This is a genomic window from Streptomyces sp. NPDC050806 (assembly GCF_055586425.1).
In genome coordinates this window covers 629,315-643,331 of record NZ_JBVJIF010000002.1, presented here as the reverse complement: position 1 = coordinate 643,331, position 14,017 = coordinate 629,315, and the positions used below count along the sequence as shown (strand labels likewise).

Genomic DNA, 14,017 nt, shown 5'->3' with positions numbered 1-14,017 from the left:
TCCAGAACCCGAATTCCGGATCCGATGAGAACTTACCCGAACCGGAGTTCCGGTTCCGTAGGTACGGATGGAAGTGAGGAGCGTCACATGTCGGCCGCAGAGGCGAAGGCGACCAAAGTGCTGCGCGCGGACGCCCGGCGCAACCAGGACCGGATCGTCGAGATCGCGGAGGAGCTGTTCACCCGGCACGGCAAGGACGTGCAGATGAAGCAGATCGCCGAGCGCGCCGGCGTCGGCGTGGCCACGGTCTACCGGGTCTTCGCCTCGAAGGACGCCATGGTCGGGGCCATCGCCGCACGCCGCTTCGAGCGGTGCCTCGCGGCTGCCGAGGAGGCCCTGGAGAAGGACGGCGCGGCGGCGGCACTCCGGGAGTTCCTCCGCCGTCTGGCCGCCGTGTTCCAGGGCAGCGGCGCCGAACTCCGCTCCCTGCTCTCCGAACTCCCCGCCGACCAGCGGCCCACCAAGCAGAGCGACCTGGTGCCGCGCCTCGTCGCCCTGCACGGCACCTGGATCACGGACGGGGCGCTGCGCCCGGCCCTCACCGTCGAGGACCTGCGCGCCGTCATCTGCGGGCTCACCACCTCCGTCGCCTGCGGCCTGGACGCGGACCTGGCGACCGACGTCTTCCGGGCTGGCATCAGCGCCTGACGCGCCTCACCCCGCGAGGAGTTGCACGGATTGCCCGCCGCTGAGTTCCGGATTCTGTCCCAGAATCTTGGTCTCCATGATGCGCAGCGGGAGTGAGGGCTCAATGCCGAGTTCGTCCGCGAAACGCCTCTTGAGTTCGCGGTACGCCTGGAGCGCCTCGACCTGCCGGCCCGCCCGGTAGAGCGCCAGCATCAAATGGGAATGCAGCTGCTCCCGGAATGGATGAGCGGCCGCGCAGGACATCAGTTCCGGAATGACCGGATGATGCCTGCCCAGCTGGATTTCCAGGTCGAAGTACCGTTCCAGCGCGGCCACGCGTTCTTCGTCGAGCTGTGCGGCGGCGGCCCGTACGGCCGGACTCTCCAGGCCGTCGGCGGCGGGCCCCCGCCACAGCGCCAGCCCCTCGCGCAGCAGCGCGGCGGCGTCCGCGCGACGCCCGCCCGACTCCGCGTCCGCGGCCTCGCGCAGCAGCCCGCCGAACCGCTGGACGTCCACGCACCCCTCGGGCACCTGCAGGCGATATCCGCCGGTCTCGGTGCTGATGGAGCCCGGAAGACCGCTCGCGGCGAGCAGCTTGCGCAACCGGGAGACGCAGATGCGCAGTTGCGCCGCCGCCGTCTCCGGCGGGCGTTCGCCCCAGATGCCGTCAATGAGCCGGGCGGCGGTCATGGTCCGGCCGGATTCGAGCAGCAGCAGGCACAGCAGCGCCCGCTGCCGGGCCCCCGGAACGGGCACCGGTCTGCCCGAAACGTGGAATTCAATAGGCCCGAGAATTCGAAAATCAAACACCTTCTCTTGCGCAGCTGAATGCACAGTATCCCCCGTTCTGGACAGCCGAGTTCGGCAGCCGAAAGCGTACTGCTTACCGGCAGGTAACTCTCGTGACGAGGGTCACAGAAAGATCTTTACCGCCCAGGTAAACCCTTTTACGGGGTCGCGCAACAATACGAAACAAGGGCGCCGGAAAAGGCTTTCAGGAAGGCCCCGGAGACCGCCCTGACCACCCCTGCGGCAGCCGCGGTACGCCCGTGATGCACGGCGGATACAGCCCGGATAGGCGGCTTCCGCACAGTGGTTCCGCCACGAGGGCTGCTCGCTCCCGGGGCCTTCCGATTTCGTCCGCCCTTTTCCGAAAGGCATTCGTCATGCGTGCCCTGATGCCCGCCCCCGACGCCCCCGCCGGCCTGGCCCTCGCCACCGTCGACGCGCCCGAGCCCCGGCCCGACCAGGTGCTCGTCGAGGTCCGCCACCTCTCCCTCAACTACGGCGAGCTGCACTTCCTCTCGCGCTTCCCCGCGGGTGCCGTCCCGGGCTGGGACGCGGCCGGCGTCGTGGTCGCCGCGGCGGCGAACGGGACGGGCCCCGCCGTGGGCACCCGGGTGCTCACCTACGGGATGGGCGGCGCGTGGGCCGAGCTGCGCGCGGTGGATCTGGACGAACTCGCCGTGGTCCCGGACTCCGTCGACCTCGCCCGCGCCGTGACCCTGCCCGTGGCGGGCGTGACCGCGCTGCGGGCGCTGCGCGCCGCCGGACCGCTGCTGGGCCGCCGGGTACTGATCACCGGCGCTTCGGGCGGTGTCGGCCGGTTCGCGGTACAGCTCGCGGCACTGTCCGGAGCGCACGTCATCGCGAGTGTCGGTGCCGAACAGCGCGGGCGCGGGCTCGTGGTGCTGGGCGCCGACCGGGTGACCGTCGGCCTCGACGGCATCACCGAGCCCGTCGACGTGGTGCTCGACACCGTGGGCGGCCCGCAGCTGGTCGCGGCGTACGGACTCCTCGCCCCCGAGGGCACGGTGCTGAGCATCGGCTGCGCGTCCGGCGAGGCCGCCGTCTTCCCGCCGTACTCGACCGTCGGCCCCGGCCGGTCCCTGGTCTCCTTCCGCATCGGCGACCGGCTCGGCGCCGACATGGCGGTCCTGCTCCACCTCCTCGAACAGGGCCGGCTGAGCCCGGAGGTGGCCCACCACGCGCCGTGGGAGAAGGCGGCCGACGCGGTGGACGCCCTGTTCGGCAGGCAGCTGCGCGGCAAGGCCGTGCTCGACGTGAGCGCGGCCTGAGCGCCGGTGCGCAGCCACCGGACCTCCGTCCGCCCCCGGCGGACCCCCGTTCGTCCGCAGGAACTCAGCTGTTCAGGAAAGGAATCACCGCGACATGTCCGTGCAGGCGCAGACACGGCCCCGAGGGGTGGACGACCTTCTCGGGCCGGGTGAGAGCCGGTTCTTCGGCGCGGGCTTCCGCCGCATCCGGCACACGCTCACCGCTCTCACGGCCGACGTGCCGGCCCCCGGTACCGGCACGCTGCGGGCCACGGTCGGCCTCCACTACCCGGGCGACTGGTCCTCGAAGCCGGGCCAGGAAGCGCTCCGCCCGCATCTGAGCAGCGTCGACGCGTTGGTGATCGGCGTCCAGCTCTGCGAGGTGCTGCTCGGGCACGCCTACGGCCTCACCGCCGAGGAGCGCCGGGCGACCTGGCTGCGCGGCTTCGAGATGCGCTCCGGGGCCAACCCGCAGGAGGAGCTGGCCGACTTCGCCGTCTCGGCCGAGCTGGTCACCACGGAACCGGTCACCGATCCGCTGTCCCGGGCCGCCGTCTCGACGCTTCGGTGCCGGGTCGGTTCGATCAAGGTGCGGTACGAGATCGCGCACCCGCCCGGGGACCACCGGACGGGCCCGGCGACGTACGCCGATGCCGCAGAGGCGCTCGGGCCGGCGGAACACCGCTTCTACGGGGAGCGGTACAAGCGGCGCCTGCACCGGATCGAGGACATCGCGACGGCCGGCGGCATGCCCGCGCTGACCGCGCTGGTCGCCGTGCGCGACGAGGACGCGGGGACGGTGGCCGACCCGGGCCTGGGCGGCGCCTTCCCGCAGGCGGTGTCCATGGTGGACAGCACCATCGTGCTGGCGCAGATGGCGCAGGTGCTGCTCTACGAACTGGACGGCATCGGCCGCGCGGAGAGCGACACGCTCTGGATGCGCCGCATCCACATGACGGCCCGGAGCCCCCTGCAGCCCATGCTCCACCCCTTCGTCGCGGCGACCTCCATCGTGCGGCACAAGACGCTGCCGATGGGCGGTGACACCTGGCGCACCGCGGACTTCGCCGGTGACGTGCAGGGCATCCACGCCGAGTACGCCCTCGCGCACCGCCTGCCCCGGTCCGCCGCGCGACCCCACTGACCACGGCCGGCCCGCCGCCGGTCCCCCGCCCGGCGGCGCCATGCCCGCCGCCGCCCACCGAATCCGAGGCACACATGAAGATCGCCGTATCCGGCACGTACTCGTCCGGGAAGACGACCACGTCGCTCGCCCTGGCACACCTCACCGGCATCCCCAGGACGCACGCCAAGACGATGCGGGAGATCCTGCCGGAGGCCCTGCCCGGCAAGCGCCTGGAGGACTGCACGGCGCCCGAGCTCTTCCAGCTGGGCATCCGCCGGTACGCGGAACGCGCCGTCCACGAGAGCCACTTGACGGACGGCTTCATCTCCGACGGCTCCTCGATACACGAATGGGTCTACGGAAAGGTCCGCGTGCTCGTCGGGATCCACCCCGACGACTCCGTCGAGGCGCCCGGCGAACGCACGGCGGAGACGGCCTTCTACGAGGAGGTCATCGACAACATGGGCGCGGTGATGAAGCAGCACGCCCGGCGCACGTACGACGTGTTCGTGCATCTCCCCGTGGAGTTCCCGCTGGTGGCCGACGGGCACCGGCCGGTCTCCGAGCGGTTCCGGAAGCTCTCCGAGGAGCTGCTGCTCCACACCCTCGACGAGTACGCCATTCCGTACCACGTCGTGGGCGGCAGCATCCCCGCACGCCTCGAAAAGATCGTCGAGCTGCTCCGGCTGCCCGTCCGCATGCCCGTCGAGGACGCGGTGCTGCGCGCCGAGAAGGAGATGGCCCTGATGGACACCGCGCCGGAGACCGAGCGCGCGCCGGCCGCCGCCTCCTGACCCCGCCGGGCGACCGGCCGCGTCCCGGCCTCTCCGCGCGGCCGGTCCCACGCCCCGCCCTCGCACCCCCTTCTCCCCTCCACCGATCGGAAGCATCACCATGACCTCCGCCCCCGCCCGCGACGTCCACCCCTCCGTACAGCCGCTCTTCGAGCCGCTCGCCCTGGGCGGCATCACCCTCGACAACCGCTTCGTGATGGCCCCCATGACCCGCAGCGCCTCGCCGGGCGGCGTACCCGGGGAGGACGTGGCCGCGTACTACGCCCGGCGCGCGGCCGGGGGTGTCGGCCTCGTCATCACCGAAGGCGTCACCGTCGACCACCCCGCCGCCTCCAACGGCACCGCCGTCCCCCGCTTCCACGGCGAGGACGCGCTCAGCGGCTGGTCGCACGTGGTCGAGGAGGTGCACCGGGCCGGCGGGAAGATCTTTCCGCAGCTGTGGCACGTCGGAGCCGACCGGCACGGCGCCGACCTGCCGCACCCCGACGCCACCCCGGTCAGCCCGTCCGGGCTGCTCAACCTGCAGACGCCCAACGGCGAGCCGCTGACGCAGCGGGGCATCGACGAGCTGGTCGCGGCGTTCGCGCGGGCCGCCGCCGACGCGCGCCGTACCGGTTTCGACGGCATCGAACTGCACGGCGCGCACGGCTACTTGATCGACCAGTTCCTCTGGCAGGGCACCAACCGGCGCTCCGACCTCTACGGCGGCAGCCTCCGGAAGCGGGCCCGCTTCGCCGCCGAGGTGGTGGCGGCCTGCCGGGACGCGGTGGGCAGCGGCTTCCCGATCGTCTTCCGGCTTTCGCAGTGGAAGATCACCGACTTCTCCGCGCAGCTGGCGGCCACCCCGCAGGAGCTCGAAGAGCTGCTCGCGCCGCTGGCCGAGGCCGGTGTCGACGCGTTCCACTGCTCCACCCGCCGGTTCTGGGTCCCGGAGTTCGGTGACTCCGGCCCGGGTCTCGCCGGCTGGGTGAAGAAGGTCAGCGGCCTGCCGACCATCACGGTGGGCTCGGTGGGGCTGGACAACAGTGAGTTCCAGACCGCGCTCCTGGAGGGCAGGGGCGCGGCGAACGCGCCGCTCGACCCGCTGGTCGAGCGCTTCCTGGCGGGCGAGTTCGACCTGGTGGCCGTGGGCCGCGCGCTGCTCGGCGACCCGGAGTGGGTGGCCAAGGTCCGCGAGGCCCGTACGGACGAGCTGAAGCCGTTCGACGCCACTGCGCTGCAGGGCCTGCACTGAACCCGAGGGGCGGGGCCCCGCCCCGCCCCGAGCACGTGAGCGATCTGGAGACCGACACACATGGCAGCCGCGACACCCGCCCCCGGGGCGGGGCATCGGCCCACCCCGCCCACCGTCCTGTGCGCGGGAGTTCTGATCATCTTCGAGGGCGCCGCCCGGATCCGCTGGGCGGTCGACGGGACGGGCGACTGGACACCCGTGGCGCTCTGGCCCGGCGCGCGGGAGGCCGACGAGGTCGCGGAGCGCCTGGAACGGCGGCAGCCGCTCCTCGTGGTCCTGGACGAACTCGACACGCCTGACGGGACCGGCGCGCGTGCCGGGGACGACGGGCTCGGTGCCACCGTGCCCGTGTGGCGCGCCGAGCTGGACCGGGCGCCGGCGGATCTCGCTGCCCTGGCCACCGGCGACGGTGACCTCCTCGACCTGCGGGTGCCGGCGCTGACCTGGCTGCCGCCGGAACTGCGGCAGCGCGGTACGGAGTTCTGGCGGGCGGCCGGGGCCCGTAGGGCCGACGTGCCCCCGGCCCTCCTGCCGCCGCTGCTGCTCGACGGGGCCGGCGAGGCCGCCGACGGCCCCCGCGGCGGCCACCCGCACGTGCGGTTCGCCCGCCGCTCCCGTACCTCCGCCCTCACCCCGCGGCACCTCGCGGCCGCGGCCGCCCACGCCTTCCCGCACCAGGAGACCCCCTGTGTCTGATCCGCTCTCCCTCGACGGCCGGGTCGTCGCCCTCACCGGCGCCGGCCGCGGCCTGGGCCTCCGCACGACGCGGACGCTCCTCGAACGCGGCGCCCACGTCATCGCCAACGTACGGACGCCCACCGACGAGCTGACGATGCTCGGCGACGCGCACGCGGGCCGGCTGCACGTCTGCCGGGGCGACATCGGCGAGGAGTCCACGGCCGAGGAGATCGTGCGGTGTGCCGCCGGGCTCGGCCGGCTCGACGCCCTCGTCCACAACGCCGGCATCGCCAAGGACCAGCCGCTGGTGCGGATGCCGGCCGAGGACTGGGACGCGGTGCAGCGCGTCAATCTGCGCGGCGCCTTCCTCGCCACGAAGCACGCGCTGCGGCCGATGATGCGGGCCCGCTCGGGGCGCCTCGTCTACGTCTCTTCGGTCGTCGCGCAGACCGGCAACGCGGGCCAGGCGAGCTACGCGGCGAGCAAGGCCGCACTGCACGGCCTGTCGCTCAGCGTCGCCCAGGAGTACGCCCGGTACGGCATCCGCAGCGTGGTCGTCTCCCCCGGCCTGCTCGACACGGGGCTGGCCGGGGCGCTGCCGGAGAAGGTCTTCGAGCAGAAGGCGGCGCGCTCGCTGACCGGCGTGGTCCCGGCGGAGCGGGTCGCGGCCGCCATCGCGTACCTGCTGCACCCGGACTCCGCCGACATCAACGCCACGGTCCTCCGCATCGACGGCGGCATCGCGTACTGACGTACGCCGCGACACACCACGACAGAAACGGAGCACGGCCCCATGCCTTTGGACCCCGAGGTGCGGCGCGTCGTCGGCACCCTGCCGGCGGTGGACTGGGAGTCGGGCCCCGACCCGGCGGCACTGCGCGCCGCGCGCCGCCGCCTGCCGGGCCCCGTCCCGCCCGGCCTGGAGATGCACACGGTCGAGGACCGCACGGTACGGGCGGAGCCCGGCAGCGGCGACGGGCACGCGGTACGGGTGCGCTGCTACCGGCCGTCGGCCCGGCGCGGCCTGCCCCTGGTGCTGTTCTTCCACGGCGGCGGCTTCGTCCTCGGCGATCTGGACACCCAGGACGCCCTGGCGCGCCGTATCGCCCGGGAGGCCGAGGCCGTCGTCGTCTCGGTCGACTACCGGCTGGCGCCCGAACACCCGTGCCCCGCGGCCCCCGACGACGCGTTCACCGCCTACCGCTGGGCGTTGCGCCGTGCCGCCGCGGAGCTGGGCGCCGATCCCGGCCGGATCGCCGTCTGCGGGGAGAGCGCGGGCGGGAACCTGGCGGCGGGCCTGTGCCTACGGGCCCGGGACGCGGGCCTGGCGCTGCCGGTCCTGCAACTGCTGTGGTACCCGAGCACCGACTTCCGTGACACGCCCTCCCGGCACGAGAACGCGCACGCCCCGCTGCTCACCCGGGCGGCCCTGCGCTGGCTGGACGCCCAGTACCTGCCGCCGGCGCTGCGGGACGGACCGCCCGCGTGGGCCGCGCCGGCCCGCGCCGCCTCCCTGCACGGCCTGCCCGCCGCGTACGTCCTCGTCGCGGAGTACGACCCGCTGCGCGACGAAGGAGCCGTCTACGCCCGGAGGCTGCGGGACGCCGGGGTCCCCGTCCGGTTCGACCCGTGCCCCACGATGCCGCACGGCTTCCTGAGCCTGATCGGCTCGGTGCCGTCCTGCGCCGCGGCGGCCGCGGACTCCTTCGCCGCGCTGCGGCAGGCGCTGTGGCCGCACACCCCCGCGGCCGGCGACCTGCCGCCCGCCCCGCCCACCGCCCGACGGAGCCAGTCGTGACCCATAGCGCCCTTCCCGCCCCGGCCAGGACCGCCCACCCCGGCATCCTGGGCGTCGGCGGCTACCGACCGCACCGCGTCGTCCCCAACGAGGAGATCTGCCGGCACATCGACTCATCCGACGAGTGGATCAGGACCCGCAGCGGCATCCGCACCCGGCACTGGGCGTCCGCCGAGGAGACGCTCGTCGCGATGGGCGCCCACGCCGCCGGCAAGGCGCTCGCCCAGGCCGGCGTCCGGGCCGACCAGGTCGACTGCGTGATCGTCGCCACCTTCACGCACATGCAGCAGACCCCGGCCGCGGCTCCCCGGATCGCCGACCGCGTCCAGATACGCGGCGCCGCCGCCTTCGACGTGTCGGCGGGCTGCGCTGGCTTCGTCCACGCCCTCGCCCTCGCCGCCGACGCGATCCGGGCGGGCACCTCGCGGTACGTCCTGGTCGTCGGCGCGGAACGGATGACCGACCTGCTGGACGTGACGGACCGGTCCACCGCTTTCCTCTTCGGCGACGGCGCCGGAGCCGTCGTCCTGGGCCCCGTGAACGCCAACGCCGTCGGCCCCGTCGTCTGGGGCGCGGACGGCGCCCAGGCCGACGCCATCGCCCAGACCACGCCCTGGAACGAGTGGCACGGGACGACCGGGGAGCACGCCGCCCGCCGTCCCGCGCTGCGCCAGGACGGCCAGCGCGTCTACCGCTGGGCCGCCTTCGAGATGGCGCGGGTGGCCCGGCAGGCCCTCGACGCGGCCGGCCTGGCACCCGCCCACCTCGACGCGTTCGTCCCGCACCAGGCCAACGTCCGCATCATCGACCACCTCGCCGACCGGCTGCGCCTGCCCTCCCACGTCGCGGTGGCCCGGGACGTCGAGACCACGGGCAACACCTCCGGCGCCTCCATCCCCCTGGCCCTCGACCGCCTCCTCCAGGAGGGCACCCTCGTCCCCGGCGCCCGCGCCCTCCTCCTCGGCTACGGCGCGGGCCTCTCGTACGCGGCGACGGTGGTCACGTTGCCGTGAGGCCGTCGGCGGACCGGACGGGTCACGTCTCGCAGGAATGCGGGGAGCGGGCGGCGGCGCCGGACCGGCTCGGCAAGGACGCCGCAAAGGCACGGACGGCCGGCGACCGGTAGGCCTCCGCGACCCGGAGCAGGTGACTGGCCTCGTCGGCGAGATCGTTGGTGCCGGGGCTCACCAGAGTGGACAGCTGGGCCTGCGGGTGCTGGCCGTCGTGCTTGGCGTGCAGGGCTGTGGCGAGCCAGTAGGCGGTGGTGTGCGCGCTGATCAGGTGCTCGGGAACGTGTTGCGCGGCGACCTGGCGGCGGACCGCTTCGATGGCCGTCGGAGCAACATAGTTGCGCAGCACGATCATGGAATCCCGGATCTCGATGATCCTCCGGTACCGCCGCAGTTGCAATGGGACGGCCACCGAGCTGAGCCGGCCGCCCGGGTCGAGGATCACGTCGGGCGTGGCGGCGGTGAGGTCGTGCCAGAGCGGGGCGAGCGCCCGGTACGTCCTGCGGCAGCGCCGTCGCTCGCGGAGCGGGCCGAGCAGCGGGAGTCCGATCCCTCCCGCGATGCACAGGGCCTCGATGCCGGTGACCGGCGAGAACCACGGCGCGATGGCCGGCGAATGAGTGCAGAGGTAGGCGACCTTGAGCAGCCACAACAGCGACGCGAGAAGGATGCCGGTACCGAACAGGCGCAGTGCGTAGCGCAGCAGCGACGGCGTACCGCGCCGGCCGTACCGCCAGCACACGAGCCCGCAGGCCGTGTCCGCCAGCAGGTGGAAGGAGAGGAAGACCCACCAGTACGCCTCGGACACCCGTGGCACGTCCGGGGAGGCGGCGATCTCGTTGCGAAGGCGCGGGGGGCCGCTGATGTCCATGACGACCATGGCGGTCATGACGGCCAGCGCGGCGCCGGAGACCAGGAAGGTGGGCCGTTGCCGCCCCGCCGCCTGGCAGACGAACCACAGGACGGCCGCGGCGTCGACGACGGCGAAGAGATGGGTGGCCAGGTCGACGCGGTGGGTGTGGGCCCCGAGGTACGACAGCGCCGACGTGACGGGTTCAAGGTTCATCGACATGGCGAGCGCGATCATGATGACGGCGAACATCAAGGGCCGTTGATCGCTGCTGCGGATGCTCTGGGGAAGTCGCGCGATGACCGTCGCCCACAGGAGGACGATCCCCACGGGCTCTAACCACGCGAACACGAGGCCCCCCGGCGTCCGGTGTCCCGCAGGCCCATGGCGGACTCCAGCCTGCCGAGCAGCCCGGAGAGCAGCCTGGGGGCGGGCACGTGGCCCGCGGCCTCCAGGATGAGGCTGGCGATCATCTCCGCCTCCTGCTCCTGTTCGTCGGAGTACCGGATGCGGGCGAGCACCTGTCCCACGTCATCGGGGTTCCCGAGGTCGACGTGCCGGTACAGCCGCCGGTCGTCGACCGCCGACCGGTGGTCGCACAGCATGTGGCCGATCTCGTGGACGATGATGTGTTCCTGGTGGACCAGGCTGGTCTGCGAATCGTAGAAGATGTAGTCACCGCGTTCGGTGGTGAGCCACATGCCCGTCGGCGTGCCGGGCACCGTGGGTGTCGGCAACGGCAGTAACTGCAAGGGACGTTCCCGCTCCGCCTTGAGCTGGTCGCACAGTTCCCGGGCCGAGAAGGGCTCGGGCAGGGTGATCCCGGCGATGACACTCTCGCATCTGCGGCGCAGACGTCTCCACTGCATGACGGTCGGTCTCCAGCGTTCTTCGGGTCGGAGGGGACGGGGGGCACGTCTGACGCGGGGGCCGGCTCACTTCTCCGGTGGCTGCCGGGTCTGGTCCTCGCCCTGTTCCAGGGTCCTGAGCCGGTGCACCATGTCCGCGACCATCCGCTTCCCTTCCGGCGAGAGGGCGGCGAGATCGCCTCGCAGGTACAGCGCGCTCACGCCTGCCTCGGTCATGGACCGGTCCAGCTCGCGGCGCGCCAGGTCCTCCTCGTCGAGCACCTTCCGCGTCACGTCGTCGTCCGTGAAGTACGACACCGGGACGTCGAAGTAAGCTGCGAGCGCCTGGAGGTGACGGAGCGTCGGGTTGGTGCGTTCGCCCCGGTGGAGCTGCCACAGGTACGCGCCGGAGAAGGACTCCCCCGACTGCGCGGCGATCTCGGCGGCCAGCGCCTTGTAGGAGGACTTGCCGTTCTCCCGCAACTCGGCGCGGAGTTTGAGCAGATGATCGAGCTTCTGTGCCACCGTCAGCCGGTCGTCGGCCGAACGGCTCGTCCCACTGTCCATCGGTCGCCCCACCCCTTCCTGCGCATGGCGTCCGGGGCGCCGCGGAGCAGCGGGCACCGACACGGACGTGTCCCCCACTCCGACCCCCGTCGGTCGTTCACCTTAGTTGACGACTTGGCACCTTGTCTGTGCGGACGAGCAGACGCCCGGCAGCCCCTCCCCGCCCGGTCACCACCTGGGCCGCTCAGGAGACGGTTGTACTGCCCTGCCTCTCCGGCTAGCATCCACTGCCATACGTCGTTAACTGTGGTGAACAGACGGACGGGGAGGCGTTCACGGTAGTTCGCGAGCGAGACGTTGCACCGCATCACCTCATTGCACGGACCACTGCAGGAGGAACCGGTACGTCATGAACGAATTCCGAACTTCCGGGAAACCCCCGGCCCGCACCCGGCCGACGGGTGCGGAGCAATACCACGGTCACCGCCGGCGGGGCCGCTTTCTCGCACATGCCTGGCAGACAGAATGCGCGGCATCCTGCCCGGCCCCGTGAACCCGAGCGGTTTTCATGGCATTCAATCATGGATTGAAATGGGGGAATCATGCAGGTGCTCGTGGTCGAAGACGAAGCAGTCATGGCTGAATCTCTGACCCAGGAATTGGTGCGGCACGGGCACGAACCCGTCAGCGTGGGTACGGGCGCCGAGGCCCTCGCGGCCTACGACGCCGCTGAGCTGGTGCTGCTCGACCTCGAGCTGCCGGACCTCGACGGACTCGAAGTGTGCCGCCGCATGCGGTCCGCCGGCGACACACCCATCATCGCCTTCACCGACCGCGTCACGGGTCTCGACCGGGCCCTCGGACTGCAGGCGGGCTCGGACGACTGCCTGATGAAGCCGTACGACTTCCGGGAACTGCGGGCCCGCATCGACGCGGTGATGCGCAGGGTCCGCCCGCAGCCGAAGGACGTACCGCAGGCCCCCTCTCTCACCCAGGGGCCGCTGTGCATCGACGCGGCCTCACGGGAGGTGCACCTCGACGGGAAGCTGATCGAGGTGACCCGGAAGGAGTTCGACCTCCTGCACTACCTCGTGAGCCACCCCGGGACGGTGATCTCCCGCCAGCGTCTCATGGCGGAGATCTGGGACAACCCGGTTCCGCACAGCATGAGTTCACGCGTGAGCAGGACCATCGACACCCACATCAGCGCGCTGCGCGGCAAGCTCGGCCGCAACAACGGGATACGGACCGTCCGCGGCGTCGGCTTCTGTTTCCGGAGGCCGTGACGCCGTCGCACGACGGTGACGAACGGCGGCACCGGCCCGGCCCCGTGGGCCCGCGCCGCCCGTTCGGGCCCGCGCCCGGTCAGCCCCGGGACCGCCGCCCCCGCATCGTGCGCACGACGTCGGCCTCGTGATAGAAGGTCCGCCCCCGGCTGCTGTGCCGCCGCCAGCTTCCTTCACCGGCGAGCCGGTAGACGCTCCCGGTGGGGGTGGACCACATGCGGGAGATGTCGGCCGCCGTGAGCCACACCGTCGCGGCGCTGCCGGGCTCGGCCGGGCGGGCTTCCTGCAGACGGTGCCGGAGCCGCAGCCACTCGTGCCCGGCCCACTCGTGCGCGGAGTCCGCCCGGCAGCGTATCGCCGTGGGGCGCTCCGGAGCGTCGGACCGGATCAGCGCGGTCAGCTGCCCCGGGCAGGCCGGTTCCGGACAGGCCCCGACGGGAACCGCGCGGGTCCTGGCCGACTCGACGGCGGAGCGGGCCTTCCGTACCAGGCGGCCGGCCTCGGCCGAGGCGTCGTGCGCCGCGCCGTGGGCGGTGAGCCGGCCGAGGTGCCGCAGCAGGAAGGCGGCCAGTTCCGGTACGGCACGCGCCGGCGGGGGCACCCGGTACGTCTCGGCGATCAGGCCGGCCCAGGAGCCGAGCACCGTGAGGATCGCGGAACGCGCCTCGGCGGCCGCGGTGTTGAACGGCATGCCGGGCAGCGGCCCGCCCGAGACCCGTTCCCCGGCCCCGCCCCGCCCGCCCGGGCCGCCCAGGATCTCCTCGCAGGCCCGGTAGAGGCCGGGCAGCCCCCGTATGTCATCGGCCAGGCGCCTCTGGCACACCGGGCAGAGGGGCGAACCCGTCGCCGGCCGCCGCCGGTTCGCCGTGCCGCCCCCGTCCGAGCGGCATTGCGCGCCGCGGCAGGGGCGGGCCGCAGTACGTCGTGCCGATTCCGTACGGCCCGGCTGCGTACCGGTCGTCTCACAGGTCATGTTCCGCGCTCTCCTCGTGGTTCCGCGCTCTGCACCACCGGCTCCGTAACGTAGAAGCGAATGGGAAGAGGCGGCAACAGCGCGCTGAATTCATCACAGTTACCTGTGCGGCAGCTGACGGAACCCTGACGGCTTGACACACGCTTCACACATTCTTGCCGGTGCCTTGTAAGTCTTTCCTTGACGCCCGAAGACCCATCGAAGAAGCTTTCAAGTAGCTTCCCCAAAG

At 72.6% G+C, this 14,017-nt stretch carries 15 protein-coding genes; 10 read left to right on the top strand and 5 right to left on the bottom strand.

Annotated features, from left to right (window positions below; translation table 11 throughout):
• Nucleotides 1-87: 87 nt before the first annotated feature.
• Complete coding sequence (locus tag ACZ6WH_RS08335) at nucleotides 88-648, top strand: TetR/AcrR family transcriptional regulator (protein WP_469726917.1); 561 nt, start codon at nucleotides 88-90, stop codon at nucleotides 646-648.
• 6 nt (nucleotides 649-654) lie between these two features.
• On the opposite strand, the gene ACZ6WH_RS08330 is transcribed toward ACZ6WH_RS08335, so the two are convergent.
• On the bottom strand, nucleotides 655-1,461 hold the full coding sequence (locus ACZ6WH_RS08330; RefSeq protein WP_469726916.1) for an AfsR/SARP family transcriptional regulator: 807 nt from the start codon (nucleotides 1,459-1,461) through the stop codon (nucleotides 655-657).
• 332 nt (nucleotides 1,462-1,793) lie between these two features.
• Between ACZ6WH_RS08330 and ACZ6WH_RS08325 the strand changes: the two genes are divergently transcribed.
• From ACZ6WH_RS08325 to ACZ6WH_RS08290, 8 genes are all read left to right on the top strand, one after another.
• Entirely contained in the window at nucleotides 1,794-2,705 is a 912-nt protein-coding gene (locus ACZ6WH_RS08325; protein ID WP_469726914.1) for a zinc-binding dehydrogenase, read from the top strand.
• Nucleotides 2,706-2,799: 94 nt separating this feature from the next.
• Nucleotides 2,800-3,828: an AvrD family protein gene (locus ACZ6WH_RS08320; RefSeq protein ID WP_469726913.1), complete on the top strand. Its 1,029-nt coding sequence runs from the start codon at nucleotides 2,800-2,802 to the stop codon at nucleotides 3,826-3,828.
• Nucleotides 3,829-3,902: 74 nt separating this feature from the next.
• Nucleotides 3,903-4,604 carry an ATP/GTP-binding protein gene (locus ACZ6WH_RS08315; protein ID WP_469726912.1) on the top strand — a complete coding sequence of 234 codons (702 nt, stop codon included), beginning with the start codon at nucleotides 3,903-3,905 and terminating at the stop codon, nucleotides 4,602-4,604.
• A 100-nt stretch (nucleotides 4,605-4,704) separates the two neighbouring features.
• Nucleotides 4,705-5,838, top strand: coding sequence for an NADH:flavin oxidoreductase (locus ACZ6WH_RS08310; protein ID WP_469726910.1), 1,134 nt, complete (start codon nucleotides 4,705-4,707; stop codon nucleotides 5,836-5,838).
• Nucleotides 5,839-5,898: 60 nt separating this feature from the next.
• Entirely contained in the window at nucleotides 5,899-6,534 is a 636-nt protein-coding gene (locus ACZ6WH_RS08305) for a hypothetical protein (protein ID WP_469726909.1), read from the top strand.
• Nucleotides 6,527-7,267, top strand: a complete 741-nt coding sequence (locus ACZ6WH_RS08300) for an SDR family NAD(P)-dependent oxidoreductase (RefSeq protein ID WP_469726907.1) — start codon at nucleotides 6,527-6,529, stop codon at nucleotides 7,265-7,267. Before ACZ6WH_RS08305 ends, ACZ6WH_RS08300 begins: the two co-directional genes overlap by 8 nt.
• 42 nt (nucleotides 7,268-7,309) lie before the next feature.
• On the top strand, nucleotides 7,310-8,314 hold the full coding sequence (locus ACZ6WH_RS08295; RefSeq protein ID WP_469726906.1) for an alpha/beta hydrolase: 1,005 nt from the start codon (nucleotides 7,310-7,312) through the stop codon (nucleotides 8,312-8,314).
• Nucleotides 8,311-9,327: a beta-ketoacyl-ACP synthase III gene (locus ACZ6WH_RS08290; protein WP_469726904.1), complete on the top strand. Its 1,017-nt coding sequence runs from the start codon at nucleotides 8,311-8,313 to the stop codon at nucleotides 9,325-9,327. The genes ACZ6WH_RS08295 and ACZ6WH_RS08290 overlap by 4 nt, the downstream gene beginning before the upstream one ends.
• A 22-nt stretch (nucleotides 9,328-9,349) precedes the next feature.
• Here the strand turns inward: ACZ6WH_RS08290 and ACZ6WH_RS08285 are convergent, their stop codons facing one another.
• The 3 genes from ACZ6WH_RS08285 to ACZ6WH_RS08275 all read right to left on the bottom strand — a co-directional run bounded on the left by ACZ6WH_RS08285 (nucleotide 9,350) and on the right by ACZ6WH_RS08275 (nucleotide 11,589).
• Nucleotides 9,350-10,504: an MAB_1171c family putative transporter gene (locus ACZ6WH_RS08285; RefSeq protein WP_469726903.1), complete on the bottom strand. Its 1,155-nt coding sequence runs from the start codon at nucleotides 10,502-10,504 to the stop codon at nucleotides 9,350-9,352.
• A gap of 5 nt (nucleotides 10,505-10,509) precedes the next feature.
• Entirely contained in the window at nucleotides 10,510-11,043 is a 534-nt protein-coding gene (locus tag ACZ6WH_RS08280) for a hypothetical protein (protein ID WP_432851502.1), read from the bottom strand.
• 66 nt (nucleotides 11,044-11,109) lie between these two features.
• The gene (locus ACZ6WH_RS08275) at nucleotides 11,110-11,589 is read right to left on the bottom strand and encodes a helix-turn-helix domain-containing protein (protein ID WP_469726902.1); all 480 of its coding nucleotides are present in this window, start codon (nucleotides 11,587-11,589) and stop codon (nucleotides 11,110-11,112) included.
• Between the two features lie 542 nt (nucleotides 11,590-12,131).
• On the opposite strand from ACZ6WH_RS08275, the gene ACZ6WH_RS08270 reads away from it, so the two are divergent.
• Nucleotides 12,132-12,815, top strand: a complete 684-nt coding sequence (locus tag ACZ6WH_RS08270) for a response regulator transcription factor (RefSeq protein ID WP_432851505.1) — start codon at nucleotides 12,132-12,134, stop codon at nucleotides 12,813-12,815.
• 79 nt (nucleotides 12,816-12,894) lie between these two features.
• Here the strand turns inward: ACZ6WH_RS08270 and ACZ6WH_RS08265 are convergent, their stop codons facing one another.
• Nucleotides 12,895-13,638, bottom strand: coding sequence for a hypothetical protein (locus ACZ6WH_RS08265; RefSeq protein WP_469726900.1), 744 nt, complete (start codon nucleotides 13,636-13,638; stop codon nucleotides 12,895-12,897).
• Between the last annotated feature and the right edge of the window lie 379 nt (nucleotides 13,639-14,017).

Coding starts and splice junctions, on each gene's coding strand:
- ACZ6WH_RS08335 (WP_469726917.1), top strand. CDS start 88: ATGTCGGCCGCAGAGGCGAAGGCGACCAAAGTGCTGCGCGCGGACGCC.
- ACZ6WH_RS08325 (WP_469726914.1), top strand. CDS start 1,794: ATGCGTGCCCTGATGCCCGCCCCCGACGCCCCCGCCGGCCTGGCCCTC.
- ACZ6WH_RS08320 (WP_469726913.1), top strand. CDS start 2,800: ATGTCCGTGCAGGCGCAGACACGGCCCCGAGGGGTGGACGACCTTCTC.
- ACZ6WH_RS08315 (WP_469726912.1), top strand. CDS start 3,903: ATGAAGATCGCCGTATCCGGCACGTACTCGTCCGGGAAGACGACCACG.
- ACZ6WH_RS08310 (WP_469726910.1), top strand. CDS start 4,705: ATGACCTCCGCCCCCGCCCGCGACGTCCACCCCTCCGTACAGCCGCTC.
- ACZ6WH_RS08305 (WP_469726909.1), top strand. CDS start 5,899: ATGGCAGCCGCGACACCCGCCCCCGGGGCGGGGCATCGGCCCACCCCG.
- ACZ6WH_RS08295 (WP_469726906.1), top strand. CDS start 7,310: ATGCCTTTGGACCCCGAGGTGCGGCGCGTCGTCGGCACCCTGCCGGCG.
- ACZ6WH_RS08280 (WP_432851502.1), bottom strand. CDS start 11,043: ATGCAGTGGAGACGTCTGCGCCGCAGATGCGAGAGTGTCATCGCCGGG.
- ACZ6WH_RS08275 (WP_469726902.1), bottom strand. CDS start 11,589: ATGGACAGTGGGACGAGCCGTTCGGCCGACGACCGGCTGACGGTGGCA.
- ACZ6WH_RS08270 (WP_432851505.1), top strand. CDS start 12,132: ATGCAGGTGCTCGTGGTCGAAGACGAAGCAGTCATGGCTGAATCTCTG.